Source organism: Vibrio rotiferianus CAIM 577 = LMG 21460, from assembly GCF_002741985.1.
Lineage (GTDB): Bacteria > Pseudomonadota > Gammaproteobacteria > Enterobacterales > Vibrionaceae > Vibrio > Vibrio rotiferianus.
Window position 1 is genome coordinate 118,352 of record NZ_APHW01000013.1, and the last position, 24,952, is coordinate 143,303.

Genomic DNA, 24,952 nt, shown 5'->3' on the forward strand with positions numbered 1-24,952 from the left:
AGGGCAAATGCTCTGCCTTTTTGCTTTCCATGTATTAAGGTGGGCTAAAGCTAATAGCCACTGACTCGTGTTGCGGTAAAAATACAACCTTGCGCAAACTCCTTGATATACAAAATGTAATTACACGTATTTATAAATGCCTGAGTTGATATATAAAGCAACTCGTTGAATAATGGTTTTGTATTAGGAAATCACAAAATACATACACAAGATGTCCTAGTTTCGACATAGACCTCACATTCCATCGATGCCAACGGAGGGCACTATAGAATGAAGTCTGAACCATTACATTCGCGTAAGTTTTCAATTCGTTTTACCGTTGGTAGCCTGTTTTTGTTTGCAACGGCAGTCACTGCGTTTATTGCGATCTCTTTACAGTACTATTTTGGCAAGCAGATGTCTCAAGAGCATGTGCTATCCAAGCTCGTTATGGCAACGACTGAGGTGAGTGAGTATATACAGCAAGTTGATACTAATGCGGCAAGCAGTGCAAGCATACTTAGAAGTGTGTCGATCGCTACACAGCATCAGTTTAGCGAAAATGAAACTAGGCAAATATTCACACAAGTATTGAAAGATAACCCTCTTTTTTACAGTCTGTATTTTGGAACTGAAACAGATGATTTCTATCAAATCATTAATTTAGCGTCGTCTCCAATTGTCAGGGAAAAGATTGATGCTGATCCAGAAGATCGTTGGGTCATCATTAAGATAAATGGTGAAGGTGATTTAAGGCTGAGACAAACACAGTATTTCACCGAAAAGTTTGAATTAACAAAGAGCAGTACTGAAACAAGTAACTACTTTCCAACTCAACGACCATGGTTTGATGCCGCAACTCAGGATGGTATCTACAAAACTGATCCTTACTTGTTCCAACACTTAAAAATCACCGGACAAACGTATTCAGTCAGAAGTAAACAAGCAGTCATTGGTGTCGATATTGTTCTGTCAGCGATAAACGAAAAAATAAAGCCTTCAGAACTAGGGATGAGTGAAGATAGCGGTGCAGAGTCGTTTGTTTTCAATAATAAAGGGGAGGTTATCGCATCAAACATCTCCTTGTTTGCTCCCGTGGAGATTCCTAACTCTAAGCCATTGAAACTGAGTCCCGAACAGCAGCAAATTATAATGAATACCCGTTCGCTAATGGTTTCAAACCAAAATGATTGGGGACCTTATGATTACGCTCAGGCGGGTCAACCAAATGGTTATTCTGTCGATATGCTTCGCCTTGTCGCTGAGCAAACAGGGCTCCAGATAGAGTTTATAAATGGTTTTGACTCAAAAACATTGGTAGACAAGTATATTCAAAATGATATCGACATTTTGCACTCGGTGGCTAAAGGCGCAAAAGGGTTGGGATATCAAAGTGTGTCAATGTTTGATGGCGAGTTAGCCATTGCAAGCCGAGGAATTAAAAATGTGCCAAAGGGGCTTGATGGCTTCCAGCAACAGAAGGTTGGTGTTGTAAGCAGTTTTGGTCTAAAAGGATGGCTGTTAGACCGTTATTCAACGCTAAACATCTTAGAGCTCCCTAGCTTAGACATAGCAAAAGAAGCTCTTCAAAAAGGCCAAATCGATTATCTGATTGATAACTATCACACCTTAGAAGAACTCAAGAGTTTAGATTCTCGTAATTCAATTGAATTAACCACGCTAAAAACTAGCGAAAAGCCGAGTTACCATCTTTTCATGAAAGAGTCAGATGGCTCAGTATTAGCGATAGTCAACCAAGCGCTATCAGCGATTACTGCTGAGCAAAAAGTTGCACTCAATGAAAAATGGTTGGATTCGAGCCAATGGCGCGGCAGCTTTGTGCCTTACCCAGAAATATACGAAATTACCAAAGACAGTGAAAAACACGACAGCATGATACCAGTTAGGATAAATGGTGAAGTGAAGTACGTGTATGTGACACCTTTGGTCACCAATGGCAGAAGTGTTGAATACTTTGCCGTGGTTATCCCTCAGTCTGTAGTTACCGAGCAAGTATTTTCCAAGCTGGTTACCTCAACGTTAGCCACCGGCTTGGTCATGATGGGGTTAATACCGCTAGCATGGAAGTTCGGTTCTCCAATTGTTCGTCCAATTACAGAGCTTAGAGAGGTCACTGAGCAGATAAAAGCAAGGAACTTCGGCAACTCGATGGCAGTAAATACTCGAATTAAAGAAGTATCTGAGTTATCAGACTCGGTCGTTGAGATGGCTGAGGAAATTCAACGTCATGAGAAACAACAGGATGAGTTTGTTGAAGCCTTTATGCGCCTTATTGCTCAGGCTATCGATGACAAATCGCCTTATACAGCAGGGCACTGTAATCGTGTTCCAGAAATTGGTTTGATGCTGGCTGAAGCGGCTGAAGCCAGTACTAGTGGTAAATTTAAAGACTTTAAGTTCAATAACGCAGATGAGCGACGGGAGTTTCGAATTGCTGCATGGCTTCATGACTGCGGTAAGATTACAACCCCAGAGCATATTGTAGATAAAGGCACCAAGTTAGAAGCAAACTATAACCGAATTCATGAAATACGCACACGCTTTGAAGTATTGTGGCGTGATGCAGAAATCCAATATTTGAAAACGATACTGTCTGGTGAGTTAACAAAAGAAGAAGCGAGAGACATCTTCTATGAAAAGAAACGTAAGTTAACCGATGACTTTGAATTTATCGCTCAGGCAAACATTGGTGGTGAGTTTATGAGTGATGAGAAGGTAGAGCGAATCAAACAGATCGCTCAACAAACTTGGTTAAGGCACTTCGATGACCGTCTGGGTTTGTCTCCGTTTGAAGAGCTGAATAAAAAAGAAAACAGCGCAAACTTGCCTGTTGTTGAGAAGCTATTAGCTGACAAGCCGGAACATATTATTCATCGTATACGCCCAGTGGAGTTTGATCCTAAGCATGGGATCAAAATGCAGGTTCCAGAACACCAATACAACATGGGTGAGGTTTATAACTTATCTATTTCTCGCGGTACATTGACAGCTGAAGATCGCTATAAAATTAATGAACATATGATAAGCGGTATAAAGATGCTTGAGGCGCTGCCGTTTCCTCCTGAGCTACGCAATGTGCCTCGATATGCATCAACGCACCATGAGACGCTAAAAGGTTCTGGCTATCCTAGAAAGCTGAGTGCTGAAGATCTTTCAGTTCCTGAGAGAATTCTGGTTATCGCAGATATATTTGAAGCGTTAACTGCAGCGGATAGGCCATATAAAAAGGCTAAACCTGTCAGTGTGGCAGTCGACATTATGTACAAAATGGCGTTGGATGAACACTTGGATATGGAGCTATTCCAACTGTTTCTAGAAAGTGGTGTTTATCTTGAGTATGCCAATACGTTTTTACCTTCCAAGCAGGTTGACCATGTTGATGTGAGTAAATATATATACCCAAGTGACTTCAAGGTGCAGGATTCAGAGCGTTGTCATTGATTCGAGGGCAAGGAAAACAACGCAGTGTAATAGCCTGTTCTTTCCAAGTTGTTTGACGTAGCCATTGGTTTAATAAAAAACCGAGTCAATGACACGCTCCCAAAGGGCACTCTTTACAAATAGTAAGGGCCTTGGCTTGTATACTTTGTTGTCGATTCTTGATTTAGACCCACTAGACCTTTAAATCGCCGCGCGTCTACAAACCAAGTCATTCTCGCTGAACCTAGCATCTCGAGGCTACTTGGGTATAGATTCCAAGGATCAGAGTTTAGAAGGATTTCATTGAGGGGGCATCAGAAAATACAAGAGCTCATCAACTAGTGTACACACGTGCGCATCCAGTACTGTTCAATTAATTTACTACTTTGTTTTAACTCTTGAATGTACTTGGCTTTAATTGTCGACAATCTTCAGTAATCTTTTTGTTTAATGGTCGATTTCAACCTTAATTACCCTTCTTGGTACTATACCTTAGTCTAAATTGTCGACAATTTACTTGATTGTCGACAATCTGATCGTCTATTTTATATTCAGGTTAACAAATTGTTGACACTTTGATTTCTAAATACGAGTGCTTTGAATATGAATACAGAATTGAAAACTCGTCATAAAGTGATTGTCTCTGAGAAGGAGCACACTAAATCTGAATCGCTGACCGAATCGTTAGTGGAAGCGATTGTGAGTGGTGAAATCGAACCGGGCAGTAAAATCTCAGAGCCTGAATTAGCCAAGAAATATCAAGTGAGTAGAGGCCCTTTGCGTGAGGCCATGATGCGTCTTGAAGGTCTTGGGTTGATTGAGCGCATTCCGCATGTTGGTGCTCGTGTTATTACTTTCTCTCCGGAAAAACTCATCGAATTGTATTCCGTCCGCGAAGCTTTAGAAGGCATGGCTGCCAGACTCGCGGCTCGCTATATCACTCAAGAAGAGTTACTGAGTTTGGAAATGCTATTGTCGACACATTCCAAACATATCGATGAAGTTGAAGGGGCGTCTTACTTCCACCAGCATGGTGACTTCGACTTCCATTATCGAATCATTCAAGCGAGTCGAAACAGCAAGCTTATCTCTTTGCTTTGCGACGAGCTGTATCACTTGCTGCGCATGTATCGTTACCAATCACCGCGTGCGCAATCTCGTCCTAATGAAGCACTCAACGAGCACAAATTCATTCTGCAAGCGATTCGCAACCGTGATGAAGAACTGGCAGAAATGCTGATGAGAAGGCACATCTCAGGCAGCCGAAAACTTATCGAATTACAGATCTTACATTCTGAAAGTAAAGATAGAGAACAAGACTAGAAGGAAATTGTCATGAGCTTATCTCCGGGGGCGAAGTTCAGACTCGCCATTGAGCAAAACAACCCGCTGCAGATCGTCGGCACCATTAACCCATACTGCGCCATGATGGCGAAAAATTTGGGTCACCAAGCTATCTATTTGTCGGGTGGCGGCATCGCTAACGCGTCTTACGGCTTGCCAGATCTTGGCATTACGACACTGAACGATGTTTTAGTCGATGTAGACCGTATCACCAACGCGTGTGATTTGCCGTTATTGGTCGATATCGATACCGGTTTTGGTGGTGCGTTTAACATCGCACGCACTATCAAGGCGATGGAAAAAGCGGGTGCGGCGGCAGTGCATATGGAAGACCAAGTGGCACAGAAACGCTGTGGCCATCGTCCGAACAAAGCGATTGTTAGCCAACAAGAAATGGTCGACCGAGTGAAAGCGGCGGTGGATGCACGTAATGATGAGAGCTTTGTCATTATGGCTCGTACTGATGCGTTAGCGGTGGAAGGCATGGATAGCGCGATTGAACGAGCGATTGCATGTGTGGAAGCGGGCGCAGATATGATCTTCCCAGAGGCAATGAATCAGCTAGACCAATATCAACAGTTCTCGGCAGCGCTCGAAGACGCGACAGGGAAGCACGTGCCGATTCTTGCCAACATTACTGAGTTTGGACAAACGCCACTATACGGCTGTGAAGAGTTAGCCCAATCCAACGTGGACATGGTTTTGTACCCATTGAGCGCATTCCGTGCGATGAACAAAGCGGCCGAGATGGTTTACAAACACTTGCTAGAAGTTGGCAACCAAGAAGCGTTGCTTGATTCAATGCAAACACGAAAAGAGCTGTATGAGCACCTTAATTACCACGACTACGAGAATAAGTTAGACAAGCTGTTTTCGGAGGGTAAATAAGGTCAACGAAGAAACAAACGGAAGCCCAAGACAAATACTATTTAAGAATCTCTAATCCAATAACGTGAAAATTGTCTGATTCAAAAGAGCCGATTTAAGAGAGCCAAATCAGACAGAAAAGGAGTTCAACAATGCCTCATTCTGTAGAAAAGAAAGCTGAGATAGGTGGCGCAGGTCTACGCGGTCAAAGCGCTGGAAGCACAGCTTTATGCACTGTCGGTAAAACGGGGACAGGTCTAACGTATCGTGGTTACGATATTACGGACTTGGCAAATCATGCTCAATTTGAAGAAGTAGCTCATTTACTATTACGTGGTCACTTACCTAATCAACAAGAGCTAGACGCCTACAAGACACATCTATTGAGCCTGCGTGGCTTACCAGCGGAGCTTAAGCAAGCGTTAGAGCTGATTCCTGCTGACGCACATCCGATGGATGTTATGCGCACAGGTTGCTCTATGCTGGGTAACTTAGAGCAAGAAATGGACTTTGAACAACAGCTCCATGCTACTGAGCGAATGCTGGCGCTTTTCCCTGCGATCATCTGTTACTGGTATCGCTTCAGCCACGATGGCGTACGAATCAAAACTCACGATAACAGCGAAGACTGTATTGGCGGCTACTTCCTGAAACTGCTTACTGATCAAGCACCAAGTGAAACGCACAAAAAGGTGATGCACTGTTCTTTGATCCTTTATGCAGAGCATGAGTTTAATGCCTCAACATTTGCGGCGCGTGTGTGTGCTTCTACGCTTTCTGATCTTCATTCTTGTATCACAGCCGCTATCGGCACGTTGCGTGGTCCACTTCATGGCGGTGCAAACGAAGCGGCGATGGAGATGATTCAAGATTGGCAAACGCCAGATGAGGCAGAAGCCAATATTCTGCAAATGCTAGAGAACAAAGACAAAATCATGGGCTTTGGGCATGCGATTTATCGTGAAAGTGACCCTCGTAATGCACTGATCAAGCGTTGGTCAGAAGCGTTATCGAAAGAGGTGGGTGACACACATCTTTACGCGGTCTCTGAGCGTGTGGAATCCGTTATGAAGCGCGAGAAAGGTCTGTTCTGTAATGCCGATTTCTTCCATGCTTCGGCTTACCACTTCATGGATATTCCAACCAAATTGTTCACGCCAATCTTCGTGATGAGCCGACTGACAGGTTGGGCGGCGCACGTGTATGAACAACGTGCGAACAACCGAATCATTCGCCCAAGTGCGGATTATACCGGACCGGATCATCAAGACTGGGTGCCAATCGAACAACGCTAGCGCGTGACGCCTCTTTGTGAGTTTTGTCTTGATGGCATTCACAAGGGGCGTCTCTTTCATCGCGAATCCATTTCAAAAACAGTATCGCGGTGCGTTCAGGAACAAGATGTACACTAAAGCGGAAGCAAGCCCATGAGCATCACCACAAATATAAATACTCAATATCGTAAGCCGCTCCCGGGAACCCAACTCGATTATTTTGATACCCGAGAAGCTGTTAACGATATTTCTCCAGGAGCCTATGAAAAGCTCCCATACACCTCACGCGTTTTAGCAGAGCAGTTGGTTCGTCGCTGTGACCCAAATACGCTCACTGATAGCTTAAAACAGTTGATTGAACGCAAGCGTGACCTTGATTTTCCTTGGTATCCGGCACGTGTGGTTTGTCATGACATCCTTGGACAAACCGCATTAGTCGACCTCGCTGGTTTGCGTGATGCGATTGCCGAACAAGGCGGTGACCCAGCGAAAGTGAACCCTGTGGTCGAAACGCAGTTGATCGTTGACCATTCACTGGCAGTCGAACACGCAGGCTTTGACCCAGACGCGTTTGAGAAAAACCGCGCAATAGAAGAGCGCAGAAACGAAGACCGATTCCATTTTATTGAATGGTGTAAAACAGCGTTTGAGAACGTTAGCGTTATTCCTGCGGGTAACGGCATCATGCACCAAATCAACTTGGAGAAGATGTCTCCGGTTGTGCAAGCCAAGCAAGGCATTGCTTACCCAGATACCTGTGTCGGCACGGACAGTCACACCCCCCCACGTTGATTCACTTGGCGTTATTGCGATTGGTGTCGGCGGTTTAGAGGCGGAGACGGTTATGCTTGGTCGCCCGTCGATGATGCGTCTGCCAGACATTGTTGGTGTGAAGCTGACTGGTAAGCGTCAACCGGGTATTACCGCCACCGATATCGTGTTGGCGATTACCGAGTTCCTGCGAAATGAACGCGTGGTTTCATCCTATCTCGAATTCTTTGGCGAAGGGGCTCGGGATCTAACCATTGGTGACCGCGCGACCATCTCAAACATGACGCCAGAATACGGCGCAACCGCTGGGATGTTCTACATTGATGAGCAGACCATTAATTACCTCAAACTGACAGGGCGCGATGATCAACAGGTCGACTTGGTAGAGAAGTACGCCAAACAAACCGGTCTGTGGGCGGATGATTTAGACACGGCTGTTTACGAACGCGTGCTTGAGTTCGATTTGTCCCAAGTCGGGCGCAATCTAGCAGGTCCATCAAATCCTCATCGTCGTTTGCCAACCTCAGAGCTTGCTGAGCGTGGTGTTTCTGGCGAGTGGCAAGAGAAGGAAGGCGAGCTTCCAGATGGCGCGGTGATCATTGCGGCGATTACTTCTTGCACCAACACCAGTAACCCAAGAAACGTTGTGGCGGCTGGTCTTGTCGCCAAGAAAGCGAATGAGCTTGGGTTGGTGCGCAAACCTTGGGTGAAGTCTTCATTTGCACCGGGTTCTAAAGTTGCTCGACTCTACCTTGAAGAATCTGGATTACTCCCCGAATTGGAGAAGCTTGGTTTTGGTATCGTGGCTTATGCGTGTACAACCTGTAACGGTATGAGTGGCGCACTTGACCCGAAAATCCAACAAGAAATCATCGACCGAGATCTGTATTCAACGGCGGTACTTTCGGGGAATCGCAACTTTGATGGTCGAATTCATCCTTACGCAAAACAAGCATTTTTAGCATCGCCACCTTTGGTCGTTGCTTACGCGTTAGCCGGTACGATTCGTTTTGATATCGAACGTGATTCTTTAGGCAAAGACAAAGACGGCAAGCCGGTTTATCTCAATGACTTGTGGCCAACGGATGAAGAAATTGATGCTGTGGTGGGTGAGTACGTTAAGCCAGAGCAGTTTAATCAAGTCTACATTCAAATGTTTAAACTGAATGATGAGGCTCGTAACCCGAATCCGCTCTACGATTGGCGTCCGATGAGTACGTATATCCGTCGACCTCCCTACTGGCAAAAAGGAGGGGGAAGGTGCACTGGCTGGTGAGCGAACTCTGTCTTCAATGCGTCCTCTTGCCGTTTTAGGCGATAACATTACGACCGACCACTTGTCGCCATCAAACGCAATTTTGGCAAGCAGCGCCGCAGGTGAGTACCTTGCGAAGATGGGCGTGCCAGAAGAAGACTTTAACTCATACGCGACTCACCGAGGTGATCACTTAACCGCGCAGCGCGCCACTTTCGCTAACCCGAAGTTGTTCAACGAAATGGTCAAGGAAAATGGCGAAGTCGTGCAAGGATCGCTGGCGAGAGTTGAACCTGAAGGCAAAGTGACACGTATGTGGGAAGCGATAGAGACTTACATGAATCGCAAGCAGCCGCTTATCGTGGTCGCAGGTGCGGATTATGGTCAAGGATCGTCGCGAGATTGGGCGGCGAAAGGCGTTCGCTTGGCGGGTGTAGAAGCGATTGTCGCGGAAGGTTTTGAGCGTATTCACCGTACCAATTTAGTTGGGATGGGGGTGCTTCCTCTGCAATTTAAAGATGGCGTGAACCGAAATACGCTCGAATTAGATGGCACTGAGCTTTATGACGTTATCGGCGATATCACTCCTGGTGCTGATTTGGCGTTGGTGATTACCCGTGCTAATGGCGACAAGGTTGATGTACCAGTGACTTGTCGACTCGATACCGAAGATGAAGTCCACGTGTACAAAGCGGGCGGTGTGTTACAGCGCTTTGCTCAAGACTTCCTCTCGCAATAGATAGCGCAATAACGGAGCAAGATATGGATAGCAAGATGCAAAGCCAAATCAAAGTCCCGGCGACTTACATGCGCGGCGGTACGAGTAAAGGTGTGTTCTTCAACCTTGAAGATTTGCCACAGCCCGCGCAAGTTGCAGGCGAGGCAAGAGACAAACTGCTACTTCGTGTGATTGGTAGCCCAGACCCGTATGCCAAACAAATTGATGGCATGGGCGGCGCGACTTCCAGCACCAGTAAAACTGTGATTGTGTCGCGCAGTCAGCGAGTCGATCACGACGTTGATTACCTGTTCGGACAAGTATCAATAGATAAGCCATTTGTCGATTGGAGTGGTAACTGTGGCAACCTTTCTGCTGCAGTCGGCCCTTTCGCCATTCATGCAGGGTTGATCGACGAAGATCGTATTCCTCAAAACGGCATCGTTACCGTTCGTGTATGGCAGGTAAATATTGGCAAAACCATATTGATTCATGTGCCAATCGTAAATGGTTTCGTTCAAGAAACAGGGGAGTTTGAGCTTGATGGTGTGACGTTCCCTGCGGCAGAAATCCAAGTTGATTTTGTCGACCCTGCTGATGGCGAAGGCAGCATGTTTCCAACCGGCAATCTAGTAGACGATTTGGTCGTACCGGATGTTGGGACTTTTAATGCCACCTTCATCAACGCTGGTATACCGACGATCTTCATTGATGCAGAAGCACTTGGCTACCAAGGCACTGAGCTTCAAGATGACATCAATAACGATGAATCTGCTCTTGCAAGGTTTGAGTTCATTCGTGCTTATGGCGCGCTAAAAATGGGCCTTATTGATTCGCTCGAAGAGGCTCAAACACGTCAACACACGCCTAAGATTGCGTTTGTTTCCCAGCCTAAATCCTACTTATCGTCGAGTGGTAAAACCGTAGAAGCAGGTGAGGTCGATATTCTCGTCCGAGCTTTATCTATGGGCAAACTTCACCACGCGATGATGGGAACCGCGGCGGTCGCTATTGCCTCGGCGGCATGCGTTCCGGGTACCTTAGTCAACTTAGCTGCTGGTGGCGGAAAGAAAGAATCTGTGACGTTTGGGCATCCATCAGGAACACTTAAGGTGGGGGCAAAAGCCAAACAAACAGAACAAGGTTGGGTGGTTGAGAAAGCCGTCATGAGCCGCAGCGCGAGAATACTGATGGAGGGCTTTGTGCGTGTTCCCTCCAATGTCTTTGAATAACACAATTGCATGGTAGTGATACTTAAGAGAAGCAATGTCAGGACATACTGGAGGAAGCAATATGTCTGCATATCAAAAAGAATACCTTTGGGCACAAAATGAACCGGAAAACTTTTGGCGTGCTCAAGCTGAAAACATCGATTGGTTTGAAGCGCCAAATACCATCTTACAAGCTGACGAACATGGGGTTGAACGTTGGTTTCCTGACGGCGTGTTGAACACGTCATGGCTCGCGTTGGATTATCATTGCGAGCAAGGGAGAGGCGACAAAACCGCCCTGATTTATGATTCGCCAGTGACGGGGCAAAAACAAACATACAGCTATCAAGCTCTGCGTGACCAAGTGGCAAAAATTGCGGGTATGCTTTCGAACCGAGGTGTAACCAAAGGCGATCGTGTGGTCATCTATATGCCGATGATCCCAGAGGCGGCAATGGCGATGCTAGCGTGTGCTCGATTGGGTGCGATTCACTCGGTGGTGTTTGGCGGTTTTGCCCCGAATGAGCTTGCCGTTCGAATTGAAGACGCAGAACCCAAAGTCATCATGACGGCGTCTTGTGGCATCGAAATCAATAAGGTGATTCCATACAAACCAATGGTTGATAAAGCCATTATGGACAGTCGTTGGAAGCCAGAGAAAGTCTTTGTTCTTCAGCGCCCACAGTGCGAAGCCGAACTTAATCTAGAACGTGATTTAGATTGGCAGCAAGAATACGCACAAGCTTTGCCTCATGCGTGTGTCCCTGTGTTAGCAACAGATCCTCTTTATATTCTCTATACTTCTGGCACAACAGGGAAACCAAAAGGCGTGGTGCGCGACAATGGCGGTCATGCCGTAGCGATGAAATATTCGATGACGTCGATTTATAACATCCCCCAAGATGGCGTGTTCTGGGCTGCATCGGATGTAGGGTGGGTTGTTGGTCACTCTTACATTGTGTACGCGCCGTTGATTCATGGCTGTACAACTATTCTATTTGAAGGCAAACCAGTGAGAACACCGGATCCGGGTGCATTCTGGCGTGTTTGTGACGAATACAAAGTGGATGTGCTTTTTTCCGCGCCAACCGCTTTTCGTGCAATTAAGAAAGAAGACCCAGAAGGCGAGTTCATTAAGCAATACGACTTGTCCAATCTCGACTCTATCTTTATGGCAGGCGAACGCTTGATCCACCAACGCTAGAATGGGTCGAAAGCAAAGCAGATAAGCCGGTCATTGACCACTGGTGGCAAACCGAGACAGGATGGGCAATCGCGGGCAATCCGACCGGTATCGAGGTAATGCCAGTAAAAGCGGGCTCTGCTACCAAGCCGATTCCTGGCTATCAGGTCGAGATTCTCAACGAAATGGGCATGCCAGTGGGCGCAAATCAACAAGGTTTTGTCGCTTTGAAGCGCCCATTACCACCAAGCTGTCTACCGACTGTCTGGCGCAACCATGACCGCTTTGAGACTGGTTATCTAAGTCAATTTCCGGGTTACTACGTATCGGGAGATGGCGGTTACCTAGATGAAGAGGGGTACCTGTTTATCATGGGTCGTATTGATGACGTAATTAACGTCGCAGGTCACCGTCTGTCTACCGGTGAGATGGAAGAAATCGTTGGTGGTCATCCAGCGATTGCGGAATGTGCGGTAGTCGGTATCCATGATGAGTTAAAAGGACAGCTACCACTTGGCTTCGTGGTTCTTAAAGATGGTGTGAAGATTGATGATCTAACGCTAGAAGGTGAGTTGGTGGGTAAAGTGCGCAACGAGATTGGTGCTGTGGCTTGCTTTAAACATGCGCTGGTTGTCGATCGTTTGCCAAAGACACGCTCAGGCAAAATTTTGCGAAGAACCATTCGTCAAATAGCCGATGGTGAGCAATACGTGGTGCCATCAACCATTGATGATCCATCCAGTTTAGGCGAAATCGAACGAGTGCTTAAACGTGGCTAGCTAAGTAAGATCTTAAGTAACTGTACCCTTAGGTTACCTAGGAGCAAGCACAAACATCGAGGCCTCTTGCTTTGTCGGCAAGAGGCTTTTGCATTCCTGCTTGCCTAAATGCATGTTTAAACACACACTATATGGATTCTTATTTTTGGCTTAGTTCTTATGTCTACTTTTGTAATCAAACCAGCGCTTTTTGACGATCTTGAGCAACTTAACGACCTAATGTTTGAGTTGCATGATGAACACCACATTCAATCCCCAGAGCTGTTTAAAACCGCAGAAGAAATCGAACAAGAAAAGAGCATTGCTCGCTATCTCGATAATCCTGAATGTTTGGTTTATGTCGCTAGAGTAGAGGATGAGATCATCGGCTTTGTGTCTGGGCATTTCTGCGAGCTTATTTCTACGGTTAGTAAACCTGTCATGATGGGAAGTGTTGATGAGCTCTACGTCTTACCAGAGTATCGTAAACAGGGTACTGCAAAAGCTCTGATTGAGAAGATAGAGGCGACATTCGTTGATTATGGAGTGAAACAGATGTTTGTTGAGGTTTGGGACTTTAACCAGACAGCGATTTCTCTCTATGAGAACCAAGGTTTTGGGCATCATATTCATTGGTTAAGAAAATCGCTATAAAAAGGGCATGTGAGCACACTTCTAATAGGTAACCCTGTGCTTTGAGTTTTCTACCATTCGTATCGTGAATTCAATGCAATCTGATGGTGTGTCATTGTTGAGAAATGATATTTTCCATGTCAAAATTTCTGACATAATTCTGATAATACTGGCAGAATCTCGCGCTCAGTTGGTCTAGTGTCTGAGCTAAGTCAATTGAAAATCAGTTTCTGATGTTTGCTATAGTGAATATGCGTTAGGTAGCAATTCTACAACTTGTTACTTAATTTTTGTCGTAAAATATTTGTGGCGTAGACATTATATGTCTGCGTGGCTTGTATTATTTAAGGTTTTTTTGTGCTGAGATCTTTGTTTATTCTCATATTTTTGTCGGTGTCATCTATTGTTTCAGGGAGCGTATTTGCTGCCTCTGATTCAACTGCCATAAAAGGTGCACTTTGTGTCGTGAAGGCCGATGAAAAGGTCGTATTGGTTCATGAGATTCTGACTGACAGAATTTCCCTACCTGGCGGAACCATCATTGCAGGGGAACCTGCGAAGGTCGCTGCCCAGCGAGAAACATGGGAAGAAGCTGGTTTGTCAGTGACAGTTGGAGAAGAGCTTGGAAGAACAGAGACGGCAGTCATTTTTGACTGTATATCGGACTCTGAAATTATTGCTTTTTCTCAAAACAACATGCTTGATGCTAACGAAATGCCGAGTTGGTTCGCTCCTCATTATGGAGTTGAAGTTGCGTCTACGATGTTAATGCAGGCTGAATCATTACCTTCGAGCCTTTATCGGTATCCTAGCCAGTGGCAACAGGTAAAATCCTTTATCCAAGAAGCTACTAATCAAGAAGTCTTGTATGTCAGCCAGTTGGTTGAGTCTGCACCTAGCTTTCGTCAACTTGAACTGTATTGGATGACCAACTTACAAAGTTTTGTTGGTTCTTTTTCAGATACGAGTGAAAGTTCTGCATGTAACTTTGCGAAAGCAGTAACTTTTCTAACCTCACCCGTCATGCTGTTACTGCTGTTTCCCTATGTAATGATGCGTTTCGACGGTCGGTTTGTATACCGACTTTTCTTTGCAGTATCAATTACTTCGATAATGTCCTTAGTCGCTCAGCAGGGCTTTTCTCTACCTAGGCCGCATGTATATTTACCGATGGCAGAATTAACTAAGAGCTATGGATTTAGTTTCCCAAGCCTTCCAATTGCTGTTTGGTTTTGTGTTGGCATGTTTATATTCCAACGAACAGAGTCCTTCGGGATGAATCGTATAACGATGGGTGCAGTTACATTAACCGTTTTGGTGATGTTCTGTAAGTTCTATCTAGGTACGGCATTTATATTGGACATGTTGATTGGTGCTGTATTTGGTTCACTGGTTGCTTGGCATATTTTAAGGTTGGAAAGTAACCCAGAAGTTGATGTTGATAACCTACTTTGCGCGAAGAGTGTTTGGTTGACGGTCACTTGTATTACAGCTGTTATCTCCGTAATTTGGCCGCGACCCGTTTTTGCTGCTTGGTTAGCCATACTTGTAACGGCTTCCGCTGTTGTTATCACATTTAGAGATAATGAAGTTCGACTCACATTTCAGCAAATGTTGTACCTGATTTTAATTTTGCTGTTTGCGAATCAGGTTTGGGACTATCTAAGTCAGTTAGTCGCTTATAGTGGGTTATGGTCTCTAATTACAGCAACGTTAAAGTACCCATTATTAATGCTAATTTTTGTCGCTATCGCACGAAAGCTGACTCTGCAAAAAACGGTCTTGTCCTAAAAGAAAGCCTCGCATTAACGCGAGGCTTTTTACTTCTATCCTTTTGGTAGAAGAGGGCGTGGATCATTAAGCGTTGAGAACAAACTTCTCGATTGATTTAGCCACACCGTGGTCATCATTGCTTTCGGCAATATAGTTTGCGATGCGTTTGGTCTCTTCCATCGCATTTGCCATGGCAATACCGAGGCCCGCGTATTCAAGCATATGGTGATCGTTTTCTGCATCGCCCATACAAATCACTTCTTCAGCTTTGATGCCCAAGTATTCAGCGATCGCCGAAACACCGATGCCTTTGTTACTTGATGGGTTCAAAAACTCTAAGAAGAAAGGCGCGCTTTGCACTACCGTAAACTCTTGTTTTAATTCCGCAGGTAAAGTCGCAATAACTTCAGTTAGTTTGCTTGGCTCTGCAACCATCATCGCTTTAATGATCGCGTGATCATCTTCTAGAGAGTCGAAGTTCATTTCGGTAATTTCAAGACCGTTGATCTTCGCTTCGATGTCTGTGTAAGGGTTATTCTCTTCTGTGATTAGGCCGTGCTCTTGGCTGAATGCGTGAACATAAGCGCCAAGCTCGCGCGCTTTACGTGCAATTTTCTTCGCCGCTTTGCCATCAATGATTTGCTGGTGGATGATTTCGTTCGTACCAATGTTTTTCACCATTGAGCCGTTGTAGTACAAAACAAAGTCTTTGTCTGAGTCGATGTTCAACTCATCTAATTTGTCTTGCATTCCTTCAAGAGGGCGGCCAGAAGCAAGGACAACGGTAACACCCGCTTCACGTGCTTTTGCAATTGCTTGTTTGTTCTCTTCAGAAATTACTTTGTCGCTGTTTAGCAACGTACCGTCCATGTCTAGGGCGATCAGCTTGTACATCTTTACTTACCTTAAAAAATTGGGAACCTGCGTATGAAACTACAAAACAACCTATTTTAACAATTTATTTTTGGTTTAAATTGACCTGAGTGCGCCTCTCCATTAAGGTCTTCGCCTCGAAGTATAATGAGTTGAGTGAGTTCTACGTTGTATAAGCTAAATGAGATGTTTGAAACCATCCAAGGGGAAGGGGTTTTCACTGGTGTGCCAGCAGTTTTTGTGCGTTTGCAAGAATGTCCGGTTGGGTGTTCTTGGTGCGATACGAAACAGACTTGGTACGCGGAAGAAGAAGACCAGCGCCAGATCGGTGATATCTTGGTGAAAACAGAAGATTCTCCAACGTGGTGTTTCGCATCGGCAGAAGACATCGTAGCTGAATATAAAAAGCAGGGCTTCAATGCGAAGCATATTGTGATCACTGGTGGTGAACCATGTATTTATGATTTACGTGCTTTGACGGCTGCATTTGAAGAAATGGGTTGCCAATGCCAAATCGAAACCAGTGGTACTTCAGAGGTAGTGACTTCAGAAGGAACATGGGTGACAGTGTCACCTAAGGTCGCAATGAAAGGGAAGCTACCAGTGCTTAAAAGTGCATTAGAACGCGCAAATGAAATCAAGCACCCAGTTGGCACCCAAAAAGACATCGTTCAACTGGATGTGTTATTGGCCTCTGCAGAGATCGGTGAGAAGACAGTGATCGCACTTCAGCCTATCAGTCAAAAGCCTCGTGCTACCCAACTGTGTATTGATACCTGTGTTGCTCGCAACTGGCGTCTGTCGGTTCAAACTCATAAATACCTAAGTATTGCTTAAGCTCGGAGAGAAAGATGAAAAAAGCAGTGGTTGTTTTCAGTGGTGGACAGGATTCTACAACATGTCTGGTTCAAGCGTTAAAAGAGTTTGACGAAGTACATGCCATTACATTTGACTACGGTCAGCGACATAAGCTGGAGATTGAAGTGGCAGAGAAAGTCGCAAAAGATCTTGGTGTCGCTGCACATAAAGTGATGGATGTTGGCCTGCTGAATGAACTTGCTATCAGCTCTCTGACACGTGACGACATTCCAGTTTCACATGAGCTACAAGAAAACGGTTTACCGAACTCGTTCGTTCCTGGCCGCAACATCTTGTTCCTAACGCTAGCTGGCATCTACGCTTACCAAATTGGCGCAGAAACGGTAATTACGGGTGTTTGTGAAACAGACTTTAGTGGTTACCCAGATTGCCGTGATGACTTTGTAAAAGCGATGAACAGTGCGCTGGTTAAAGGCATGGATCGTCAATTTCAAATCAAGACGCCATTGATGTGGTTGAACAAAGCAGAAACGTGGGCATTGGCCGATCAATATGACGCGTTGCAACTAGTGCGTGAAAACACACTAACTTGTTACAACGGCATCATCGGTGATGGTTGTGGTGATTGCCCGTCCTGCGATCTACGCAAAGCGGGCTTAGACGACTACCTAAACAACAAAGAAGCTGTTATGCATTCTTTGGTTGAAAAGCAGAAGGTGGAAGGTCAATAGGCTCATTGTAGGCATCAATGACTGAGTTTCGTCCCGTTTTCTTTACTTGATACAGGGCTTGATCAAGTATTGAATAAAGCTCATCAAAGTCTTTCAACGATTTTGAGGTCGATAAATAGGACATGCTTGCGGTAACTTTGAGCGCTTGGTTACTTTCAGAATAGATGTGCTTTTCAGAAATCGTTTTATGCAAACTATTAATTCTGAAAGGCACGTCAACCTCATCGACGTTCGTCATTAAAAGTATAAATTCTTCTCCTCCTAATCGGCCAATCAACTCACCTTTGTGTAACTTCGCAGTCAAGCTATCGCAGATATAGCGTAATACCTTGTCACCAGTAGGGTGGCCGTATATATCATTAATATCTTTGAACTTGTCGAGATCTAATAACGCGAGTACGTGTTTATTCTCACTTCCACTGATTGATGCTTTAGTTTTGATTTTCTTTATTACTGAAGCTCGATTTAAGACACCAGTCAGGTCGTCAAATTGCGCTCTTGTTTTTGCCTTCTTATGTATGAACCAAAGGGCACCCATGGCCATGATAAGGCAAGCAATTACAAAGTTATATGCACGTTGTTGATATTTAAGCTCTTGGAACTCGTGCTGCTTTAAATCTTTAAGGTTTCTAATCTCAGTTAACTTTAACTCGTGCTCAAGTTCTTTCTTGGTTAAGTCTAGAGCTTTTATAGCCTTAATGTTGCTCGCATCCCTTGTTGCAAGCTCAAGATTTGCGTATTCCTCGTAGTAAGAAAGAGCAGACTTAAAGTTCTTTCGCTGTTGTTCGATTTTTGAACTGATAAGCAAAGCCTGTGCTTGCAGTGAAGGCGCCGAACTATTACTTTCAAGTGAGAGTGCACTTCTAGCGTTGGTCTCTGCCTGTGACAGGGCGTTTGCTGATAAGTACGCATCAGCGAGTGCAATGTGGCTTTCGAGTTGTAGGCGATGGTTTTGAGTTTGCTTTCCTAGGTGGAGTGCCTCCTCTAGATATGGTAAAGCACGCTCAAGATCGCCGGATTCCAATATCGTGGAGCCTAAACCTAAGTATGTTAGACCCAATCCATAGTAAAAACGCTCTTCTTTCAATATAAGCAACGCATTCTGGTAATGTTGAGTAGCTAACTGATATTCATGAGTCTTTCTAAATAGGGTTGCTAAACTATGCTCTACTTGAGCAATTTCTAACGGAGACCCCTTGGCTTTCCTTATAGATAGCGCTTGGAGTAAATAATCTTTTGCTTGGTCATATTGGCCTACTTCTATCATTAGTAAAGCAGCATCATTGTAGATGCCAGTAGGGTCGCTGCTCTCAGGTAGTAGGTTAAGTAATATTGCGTACTTTGATAGTGCCTCTTGATAGTTGCCTCTATGATCGTAGTTGTTTGCAATTACCCTGTAAGCAAGATCTAAAGGAAGGAAGGATAAACTTCCCGTTGCTAATGCTGCTTCTAGTGACGAACAGTAAAAATTTGCCTGATGATACCTGCCTTGTTCGTTGAGCGTGTAACACAACTGGTAATTGAAGAGGGCTTTCATCGGTACGTCAGAATCAGCCTTCGCTATATTAAGAAGCTCAGTAAATTTTTTTACCGATAAGTCATATTTACCTTTTTTTCGGTTTGCAATCGCATTCAAATAATTGGATTCCACACGCGCAGCTTTCCCATCTTCGGCTTGGTTGTTGCCAAAGTAAGGCTGATTAAGCATAAACATGTAGTCAAGAATTAAACCGCTAATGTAGAGCTTTTCCGCGGTTGAGCTGACAGCATGATATCTGTCTTGAAGCATGTTGAGAGCCAGCTCTTTGTTTGTCTTTACCGTGCGCTGATAGACTGAATGCCAATTTGTCATACTTTGGGCGTTTTCAGCGGATAGAGGGGCGCTTATGGCGAGCAGAGTAAAAAAAAGAAAAAGCTTGCGCATAGTGCATATAACCTTAATTTTTCTAAATTATTATTAGCGGAATGATATACCATTTGCATAAGGGCCTTTGTGACGTAGGGCTGATGATTGGGATTTTTTTATTGCGGAAAATATGTCACTGAAAAAGAGATAATAAAAAGCCCCGCATATGCGCGAGGCTTAACAATCAAAGGGGATTTTATGCGATGTATAGTTTCGCAAGGTCTTGAGGTTCCATTTCTTTACCCTCAAGTTGGGCATTCCAGTTTGTACCAACTAAAACACCATCTTCAGCAAGAGTTAGAAGCCAATCTTCAACAAAGATATCAAGAGGGATTTCTAAGACTTCAAAATCTGCCCACTCTTCAACATTATGCGCTTGTGCGTCTTCTTTCGACGACCAAAACGGCATAACTTCGCTGTTTTCGAATTCAGTTGAATCGCAAGATAGCCAACCTTCTTCGTTACGTAAACCCCAAACCAATTGGTTTTCTTTTGTTTCGGCAACAAAAAGATCCAAGTTTGCTTGGATATCTGATGTAAGTTTGCTCATTTCAAAACTCTCATTGTTAGAACATGTTAAGGGTAACACTAAACTCAACTTTCCCCCAATGATAAATAGTCTTTGAATCAAAGATGCCTACTTATTCAACACTTCAGTGCTAGCTTTTCGGTAAAGCTGTGAAGATTGTCCATTCTTTTTTTACGTTACCTTTGTAACCGACTACTGTCGCTGTCACTCTTCGATTCATGGCATGGCTAACTTCATCGCTTCCTTGGTAGGCTAATTGAGTATCGCCAAAGCCGACAATTCGCAAGCGTTCTGGAGTAATGCCAAAGTTTATAAGAAGATTTCTGACGTTTTCTGCTCTCCTTTGCGACAATTCAAAGTTGTGCTGACTGGTTCCTGTTTTACTTGCATAACCTTGAAGTTCAATTGACGTTGATGGGTATTCTTTTAGGAAACTAGCCATGTCACTGATCTGTTTTCTAAAGACAGGGTTAATTTCATCTGAATCATTAGCAAAAAGAACGCGTATTTGCATTTTTTCCGATGACTTAACGTACTGACCACATCCATCGTTGTCTAATTCAGATTCTAAGGGTGTTTCTGGGCACAAGTCTCTTGCGTTGATTACACCGTCAGAATCATCATCTTGTAAATCAGCCGACTGGAGCGCAACTGGCACCGATTGGTAAGCGAATTCATCCTGAGCCTGAGTAGGTAGAGTAATAGCTAACGGCATCAGACTAAGTAAAAAAGTCAATTTTCGCATAATTAATATTCCACCTTCTGCTTCCACTCTTGGGGAGTGTCAATTCTCAATGCATTGAGTAACTGACCAGTAGCATTCATTACTCGGTATTTTGCGTATTGCTCAGCATATTTAGCATCAAGATAACCTTTTCGTGCCTCAAACAGTTCATTCTCGGTATTGAGGACGTCAAGGAGGGTACGTTTTCCTATGCGATATTGTTTTTCATAGGCAATAACAGTTTTAGCTGCAGAATCCACATGGTCTGACAGAAACTCTTTTTGTTGAAGTGTTAGATCTAGAGCGCTCCATGAAAGTCTTAAGCCTTCCTCTACATTCTTATAAGCTCTCTCTCTTAAGTCTTTTGCTTTGTTTAGCTGGTATGCAAAGCTCTCTGCATTTGCACTATCACTGCCACCATTAAACAGGTTATAGCGCATGCGTAGCATAGCACTGGTCTCATTACTGTCACCTTCAATGCCTCCAGCATCATCTCGCCATGTCTGTGAAGCCTCTACAGACACTGTCGGGTAATAGTTACCTTTAGATTGCTTGTACTGGAATTTGGCAGAGTCTACATCGACTTTTGCTATCTTGATGACAGGGTGCTCTTCGAACGCTTTACCTACCGCTTCATCTATTGTGTATGGGATAAAGTTCTGATCTGCTCTTGGAAACACAAGGCCCTGAGGTGACTGACCGACAATGCGCATAAACATGGTATGTGCATCAAATAAGTTATTCTGTGCCGCAGCAAGGTTACCGTGCGCTTTAGCTAAACGAGCCTCAACCTGTGTCAAATCTGCGGTAGAGCCGATCCCTGAGTCGACACGCTTCTTGATGTCACGATAGATTTTTTTGTGTACAGCAAGATTGTTTTCAGAAAGCGTTAAGATCTCATAGGCTTTTACAGAATCAAGATAAACTTTGGCAACTTGTAATGCCATGTCTTGAGCATCCGCCAACAGTTGATAGCGTAAAGATTCTGCATCTGCTGCCGTTCTATCCATATTATTTAGGGTGGCTGAACCATCCCAAATTAGCTGAGTGAAAGTAATGCTTGCTTCTTTACGTGTTAAGTCAGTTACATCACGGTCAGAGTCGGCGGAGTCTACACGCTCGTAACCTATGCCAGCGTCTAGATCAACACTCGGCAGGTAGGCTCCTGTGGCTGCTTCGTTTATATATTTTTTGCTAACGAATTCGTTAAACGCACCTTTGATATCTGGGTTGGTTTGAAGGCTATTGGCAACAGCCTGTTCTAAAGTTTGCGCACCTGTAGAAAAAGATGCTATCACGCTGAGACTAATCAGCTTGGCTGGAGTCCACTTCACTTCGTTGCTCCTAAGTGATTTATATAGGTAAATGCTCAGATCTGAGTGCTTTTTATTGAGCGTCGTTCGTTGTGTCAATAATTTAACGCACATTGAGTTACATAAGCAACAATACAATTGTTTGAATATTAATAAAATGTTACCGAGAGCTTTTCGGTAAACAAGTTAGTGATAGGATTTATGTATTGTTTCTATATGTTTCTATAGGTTTCAGCATTTAAAGTGCTCTAAGTTTTGAACCAACATCACGATATTGAAAGAGAGGGCTCATTGGTAAATATGTGACCTATTGAATGAAAATAGTTATTAACTTGCTGTTAATAATACTGCCATTAAGGCAATATATAACTATTAAGCATTACTGGTCAAAAGTTTGACGCAAACAAAAGGTCACATAGTATCATGGATCGTACATCTTTAGTTTCATATCAAGAGCAAGTGGTTGTAATAGGTTTAGATGGCCACATACGCATACTCTCCGAAGGCTCACAGCCACGTAACGGTGAGATTATCGTAGAGCGAGTTAGTCAAAGTGACTTGAAAGTGGAGCTCGTAAAAGACGAACAAAGTACTGATGTCAGCGATGATATTGCTCAAATTATTGAAACTCTAGAATCGGGTGAAGATCCAACCCAACTCAGCGAAGAGTTTGCTACGGCAGCAGGTACTGCCAATGGTTCTAGCTATCAACTAACGGCGACACTTGAAAGAAGTGCATCTGAAATTTTAGCCGCGACAGATTTTCAAACCTCTGGCCTTCACGATCTTGGTGTGTCGCAAACTCAAACACTGTCATTGCTCGAAGCATATCTTAACTTCAACCAAGTTATAAGTTCCGCAAGCGGTAACCCTGATACTCTGGCACCGAGTGTTCCAACGGTGGTGATAACTGAAGACAGTAACAACGATGGCTCGCTTGAAAACAATGAAGTGGATGGCGTGGTCGATGTACTGGTTACTTTACCCGCTGATGCCGAAGTGGGCGATACGCTCAGTGTGACTGGTCAGCCAGATCGAGTCATCACACAAAACGATTTAGATAATGGTGTCACGCTGCAATACCTGGTTCCGGCAGAAGGTGAAACGCTGACCGTTGTCGCTACGATTACGGATCAGGCCGGTAATACTTCAGAGCCAGGCCAAGATAAGGTAACGGTTCCAACCGTTGAAGTACCGGATACGGATGCACCAGACGCGCCAACGGTGGTGATAACTGAAGACAGTAACAACGATGGCTTGCTTGAAAACAATGAAGTGGATGGTTTGGTCGATGTACTGGTTACCTTGCCGGCTAATGCAGAAGTGGGCGATACGCTCAGTGTGACTGGTCAGCCAGATCGAGTTATCACACAAAACGATTTAGATAATGGTGTCACGCTGCAATACCCGGTTCCGCCAGAAGGTGAGACGCTGACCGTTGTCGCTACGGTTACGGATCAGGCTGGCAATACTTCAGAGCCAGGCCAAGATGCGGTAACAGTTCCAACCGTTGAAGTACCGGATACGGATGCACCAGACGCGCCAACGGTGGTAATAACTGAAGACAGTAACAACGATGGCTCGCTTGAAAACAATGAAGTGGATGGTTTGGTCGATGTATTGGTTACCTTGCCGGCTAATGCCGAAGTGGGCGATACGCTCAGTGTGACTGGTCAGCCAGATCGAGTCATCACACAAAACGATTTAGATAATGGTGTCACGCTGCAATACTCGGTTCCGGCAGAAGGTGAAACGCTGACCGTTGTCGCTACGATTACGGATCAGGCTGGTAATACTTCAGAGCCAGGCCAAGATGCGGTAACGGTTCCAACCGTTGAAGTACCAGATACGGACGCACCAGACGCGCCAACGGTGGTAATAACTGAAGACAGTAACAACGATGGCTCGCTTGAAAACAATGAAGTGGATGGTTTGGTCGATGTACTGGTTACCTTGCCGGCTAATGCAGAAGTGGGTGATACGCTCAGTGTGACTGGTCAGCCAGATCGTATACTGACACAAAACGATTTAGATAATGGCGTCACACTGCAATACCCGGTTCCAGCAGAAGGTGAGACGCTGACGGTTGTCGCTACGATTACGGATCAGGCTGGTACTACATCCCCAGAAGCACAAGACAGTGTAACGATACCAGAATATATTGGTGATGTTGTTATTACGACTGTTAGTGCATTAGCTATTGAAGGTGAAAGCAGCGCTTCATTCCAGATCTCGCGTACTCCAAACCAAGGTGAACCAACAGGCTTAGAAAGCAAGGTCACCTTCAAGTTCGATACCAGCGTGGCGGGCTCGGTTGATCTCAACGATATCGATTCGGTCAAGATTGGTGACACGACCTACACAGGCGATGCACTTAAGGCGTTGTTCAACGAGGGCATCGAGCTGACCCTCACCGGTGCTGAGAGCATCAGTGTTGTCGTCACACCAAAAGACGACGCAGAGATTGAAGGTTTAGAGAGCTTAGTCGGTCAGATTGTGGCTGGCGAAGGCGCGACGATCCTACCGGGTAATAACAAAGCAAACGCCACCATCAATGATGAAACCGTTGACCGTAACGAAGTGGCGGAGGTGTCAATCAAGACGGTGGACGCTGCCGCAGTGGAAGGTGAAAGCACGGCTTCGTTTGCTATTTCACGCACAGAAGAAGAAGGCGAACCAGCTAAGGTCACCTTCAAGTTCGATACCAGCATGGCGGACTCGGTTGATATCGACGATATCGATTCGGTCAAGATTGGTGACACGACCTACACAGGCGATGCACTTAAGGCGTTGTTCAACGAGGGCATCGAGCTAACCCTCACTGGTGCAGAGAGCATTTCCGTGGTGGTT

Annotated in this window: 14 protein-coding genes and 4 pseudogenes; 13 read left to right on the plus strand and 5 right to left on the minus strand. The window is 44.8% G+C overall.

Features of this window, described 5'->3' with window-relative positions:
- Positions 1-270 precede the first annotated feature (270 nt).
- The 10 genes and pseudogenes from B853_RS06135 (at position 271) to B853_RS06175 (ending at position 15,225) form a co-directional block, all read left to right on the plus strand.
- Positions 271-3,441: an HD domain-containing phosphohydrolase gene (locus B853_RS06135; protein WP_038884162.1), complete on the plus strand. Its 3,171-nt coding sequence runs from the start codon at positions 271-273 to the stop codon at positions 3,439-3,441.
- Positions 3,442-4,023: 582 nt separating this feature from the next.
- A complete protein-coding gene (locus B853_RS06140; RefSeq protein WP_038884161.1) occupies positions 4,024-4,743 on the plus strand; it encodes a GntR family transcriptional regulator in 720 nt (239 codons plus the stop codon).
- 12 nt (positions 4,744-4,755) lie between these two features.
- Positions 4,756-5,652 carry a methylisocitrate lyase gene (prpB, locus tag B853_RS06145; protein WP_038884159.1) on the plus strand — a complete coding sequence of 299 codons (897 nt, stop codon included), beginning with the start codon at positions 4,756-4,758 and terminating at the stop codon, positions 5,650-5,652.
- A 131-nt stretch (positions 5,653-5,783) separates the two neighbouring features.
- Entirely contained in the window at positions 5,784-6,926 is a 1,143-nt protein-coding gene (prpC, locus tag B853_RS06150; RefSeq protein WP_038884158.1) for a bifunctional 2-methylcitrate synthase/citrate synthase, read from the plus strand.
- Between the two features lie 132 nt (positions 6,927-7,058).
- A pseudogene (acnD, locus tag B853_RS06155) lies at positions 7,059-9,670 on the plus strand (Fe/S-dependent 2-methylisocitrate dehydratase AcnD).
- Between the two features lie 23 nt (positions 9,671-9,693).
- Positions 9,694-10,881: a 2-methylaconitate cis-trans isomerase PrpF gene (prpF, locus tag B853_RS06160; protein WP_038884155.1), complete on the plus strand. Its 1,188-nt coding sequence runs from the start codon at positions 9,694-9,696 to the stop codon at positions 10,879-10,881.
- A gap of 61 nt (positions 10,882-10,942) precedes the next feature.
- Positions 10,943-11,050: pseudogene (locus B853_RS26790) on the plus strand (acetyl-coenzyme A synthetase N-terminal domain-containing protein); the annotation flags it as partial.
- 126 nt (positions 11,051-11,176) lie between these two features.
- Positions 11,177-12,822, plus strand: a pseudogene (locus B853_RS06165) (AMP-binding protein).
- Between the two features lie 159 nt (positions 12,823-12,981).
- Positions 12,982-13,455, plus strand: a complete 474-nt coding sequence (locus B853_RS06170) for a GNAT family N-acetyltransferase (RefSeq protein ID WP_038884152.1) — start codon at positions 12,982-12,984, stop codon at positions 13,453-13,455.
- Between the two features lie 336 nt (positions 13,456-13,791).
- Positions 13,792-15,225, plus strand: coding sequence for an NUDIX domain-containing protein (locus B853_RS06175; protein ID WP_038884151.1), 1,434 nt, complete (start codon positions 13,792-13,794; stop codon positions 15,223-15,225).
- 66 nt (positions 15,226-15,291) lie between these two features.
- Here the strand turns inward: B853_RS06175 and B853_RS06180 are convergent, their stop codons facing one another.
- A complete protein-coding gene (locus B853_RS06180; protein WP_010448084.1) occupies positions 15,292-16,101 on the minus strand; it encodes a Cof-type HAD-IIB family hydrolase in 810 nt (269 codons plus the stop codon).
- A 165-nt stretch (positions 16,102-16,266) separates the two neighbouring features.
- On the opposite strand from B853_RS06180, the gene queE reads away from it, so the two are divergent.
- Together queE and queC are read left to right on the plus strand one after the other, a co-directional pair.
- Positions 16,267-16,917, plus strand: coding sequence for a 7-carboxy-7-deazaguanine synthase QueE (gene queE, locus B853_RS06185; protein ID WP_038884150.1), 651 nt, complete (start codon positions 16,267-16,269; stop codon positions 16,915-16,917).
- 14 nt (positions 16,918-16,931) lie between these two features.
- Positions 16,932-17,630 carry a 7-cyano-7-deazaguanine synthase QueC gene (gene queC, locus B853_RS06190; RefSeq protein WP_038884149.1) on the plus strand — a complete coding sequence of 233 codons (699 nt, stop codon included), beginning with the start codon at positions 16,932-16,934 and terminating at the stop codon, positions 17,628-17,630.
- On the opposite strand, the gene B853_RS06195 is transcribed toward queC, so the two are convergent.
- From B853_RS06195 to B853_RS06210, 4 genes are all read right to left on the minus strand, one after another.
- Positions 17,587-19,554, minus strand: a complete 1,968-nt coding sequence (locus B853_RS06195; protein WP_038884148.1) for a tetratricopeptide repeat-containing diguanylate cyclase — start codon at positions 19,552-19,554, stop codon at positions 17,587-17,589. The two genes, queC and B853_RS06195, sit on opposite strands and share 44 nt — an antisense overlap.
- A 178-nt stretch (positions 19,555-19,732) precedes the next feature.
- A complete protein-coding gene (locus tag B853_RS06200; RefSeq protein ID WP_010448080.1) occupies positions 19,733-20,086 on the minus strand; it encodes a DUF2750 domain-containing protein in 354 nt (117 codons plus the stop codon).
- Between the two features lie 109 nt (positions 20,087-20,195).
- Positions 20,196-20,810, minus strand: coding sequence for an OmpA family protein (locus B853_RS06205; protein WP_038884147.1), 615 nt, complete (start codon positions 20,808-20,810; stop codon positions 20,196-20,198).
- Positions 20,811-20,812: 2 nt separating this feature from the next.
- Positions 20,813-22,123 (minus strand): TolC family outer membrane protein, encoded by a 1,311-nt coding sequence (locus B853_RS06210; RefSeq protein ID WP_038884146.1) that lies wholly within the window; start codon positions 22,121-22,123, stop codon positions 20,813-20,815.
- A gap of 402 nt (positions 22,124-22,525) precedes the next feature.
- Between B853_RS06210 and B853_RS06215 the strand changes: the two are divergent.
- Positions 22,526-24,952: pseudogene (locus B853_RS06215) on the plus strand (hypothetical protein); the annotation flags it as partial.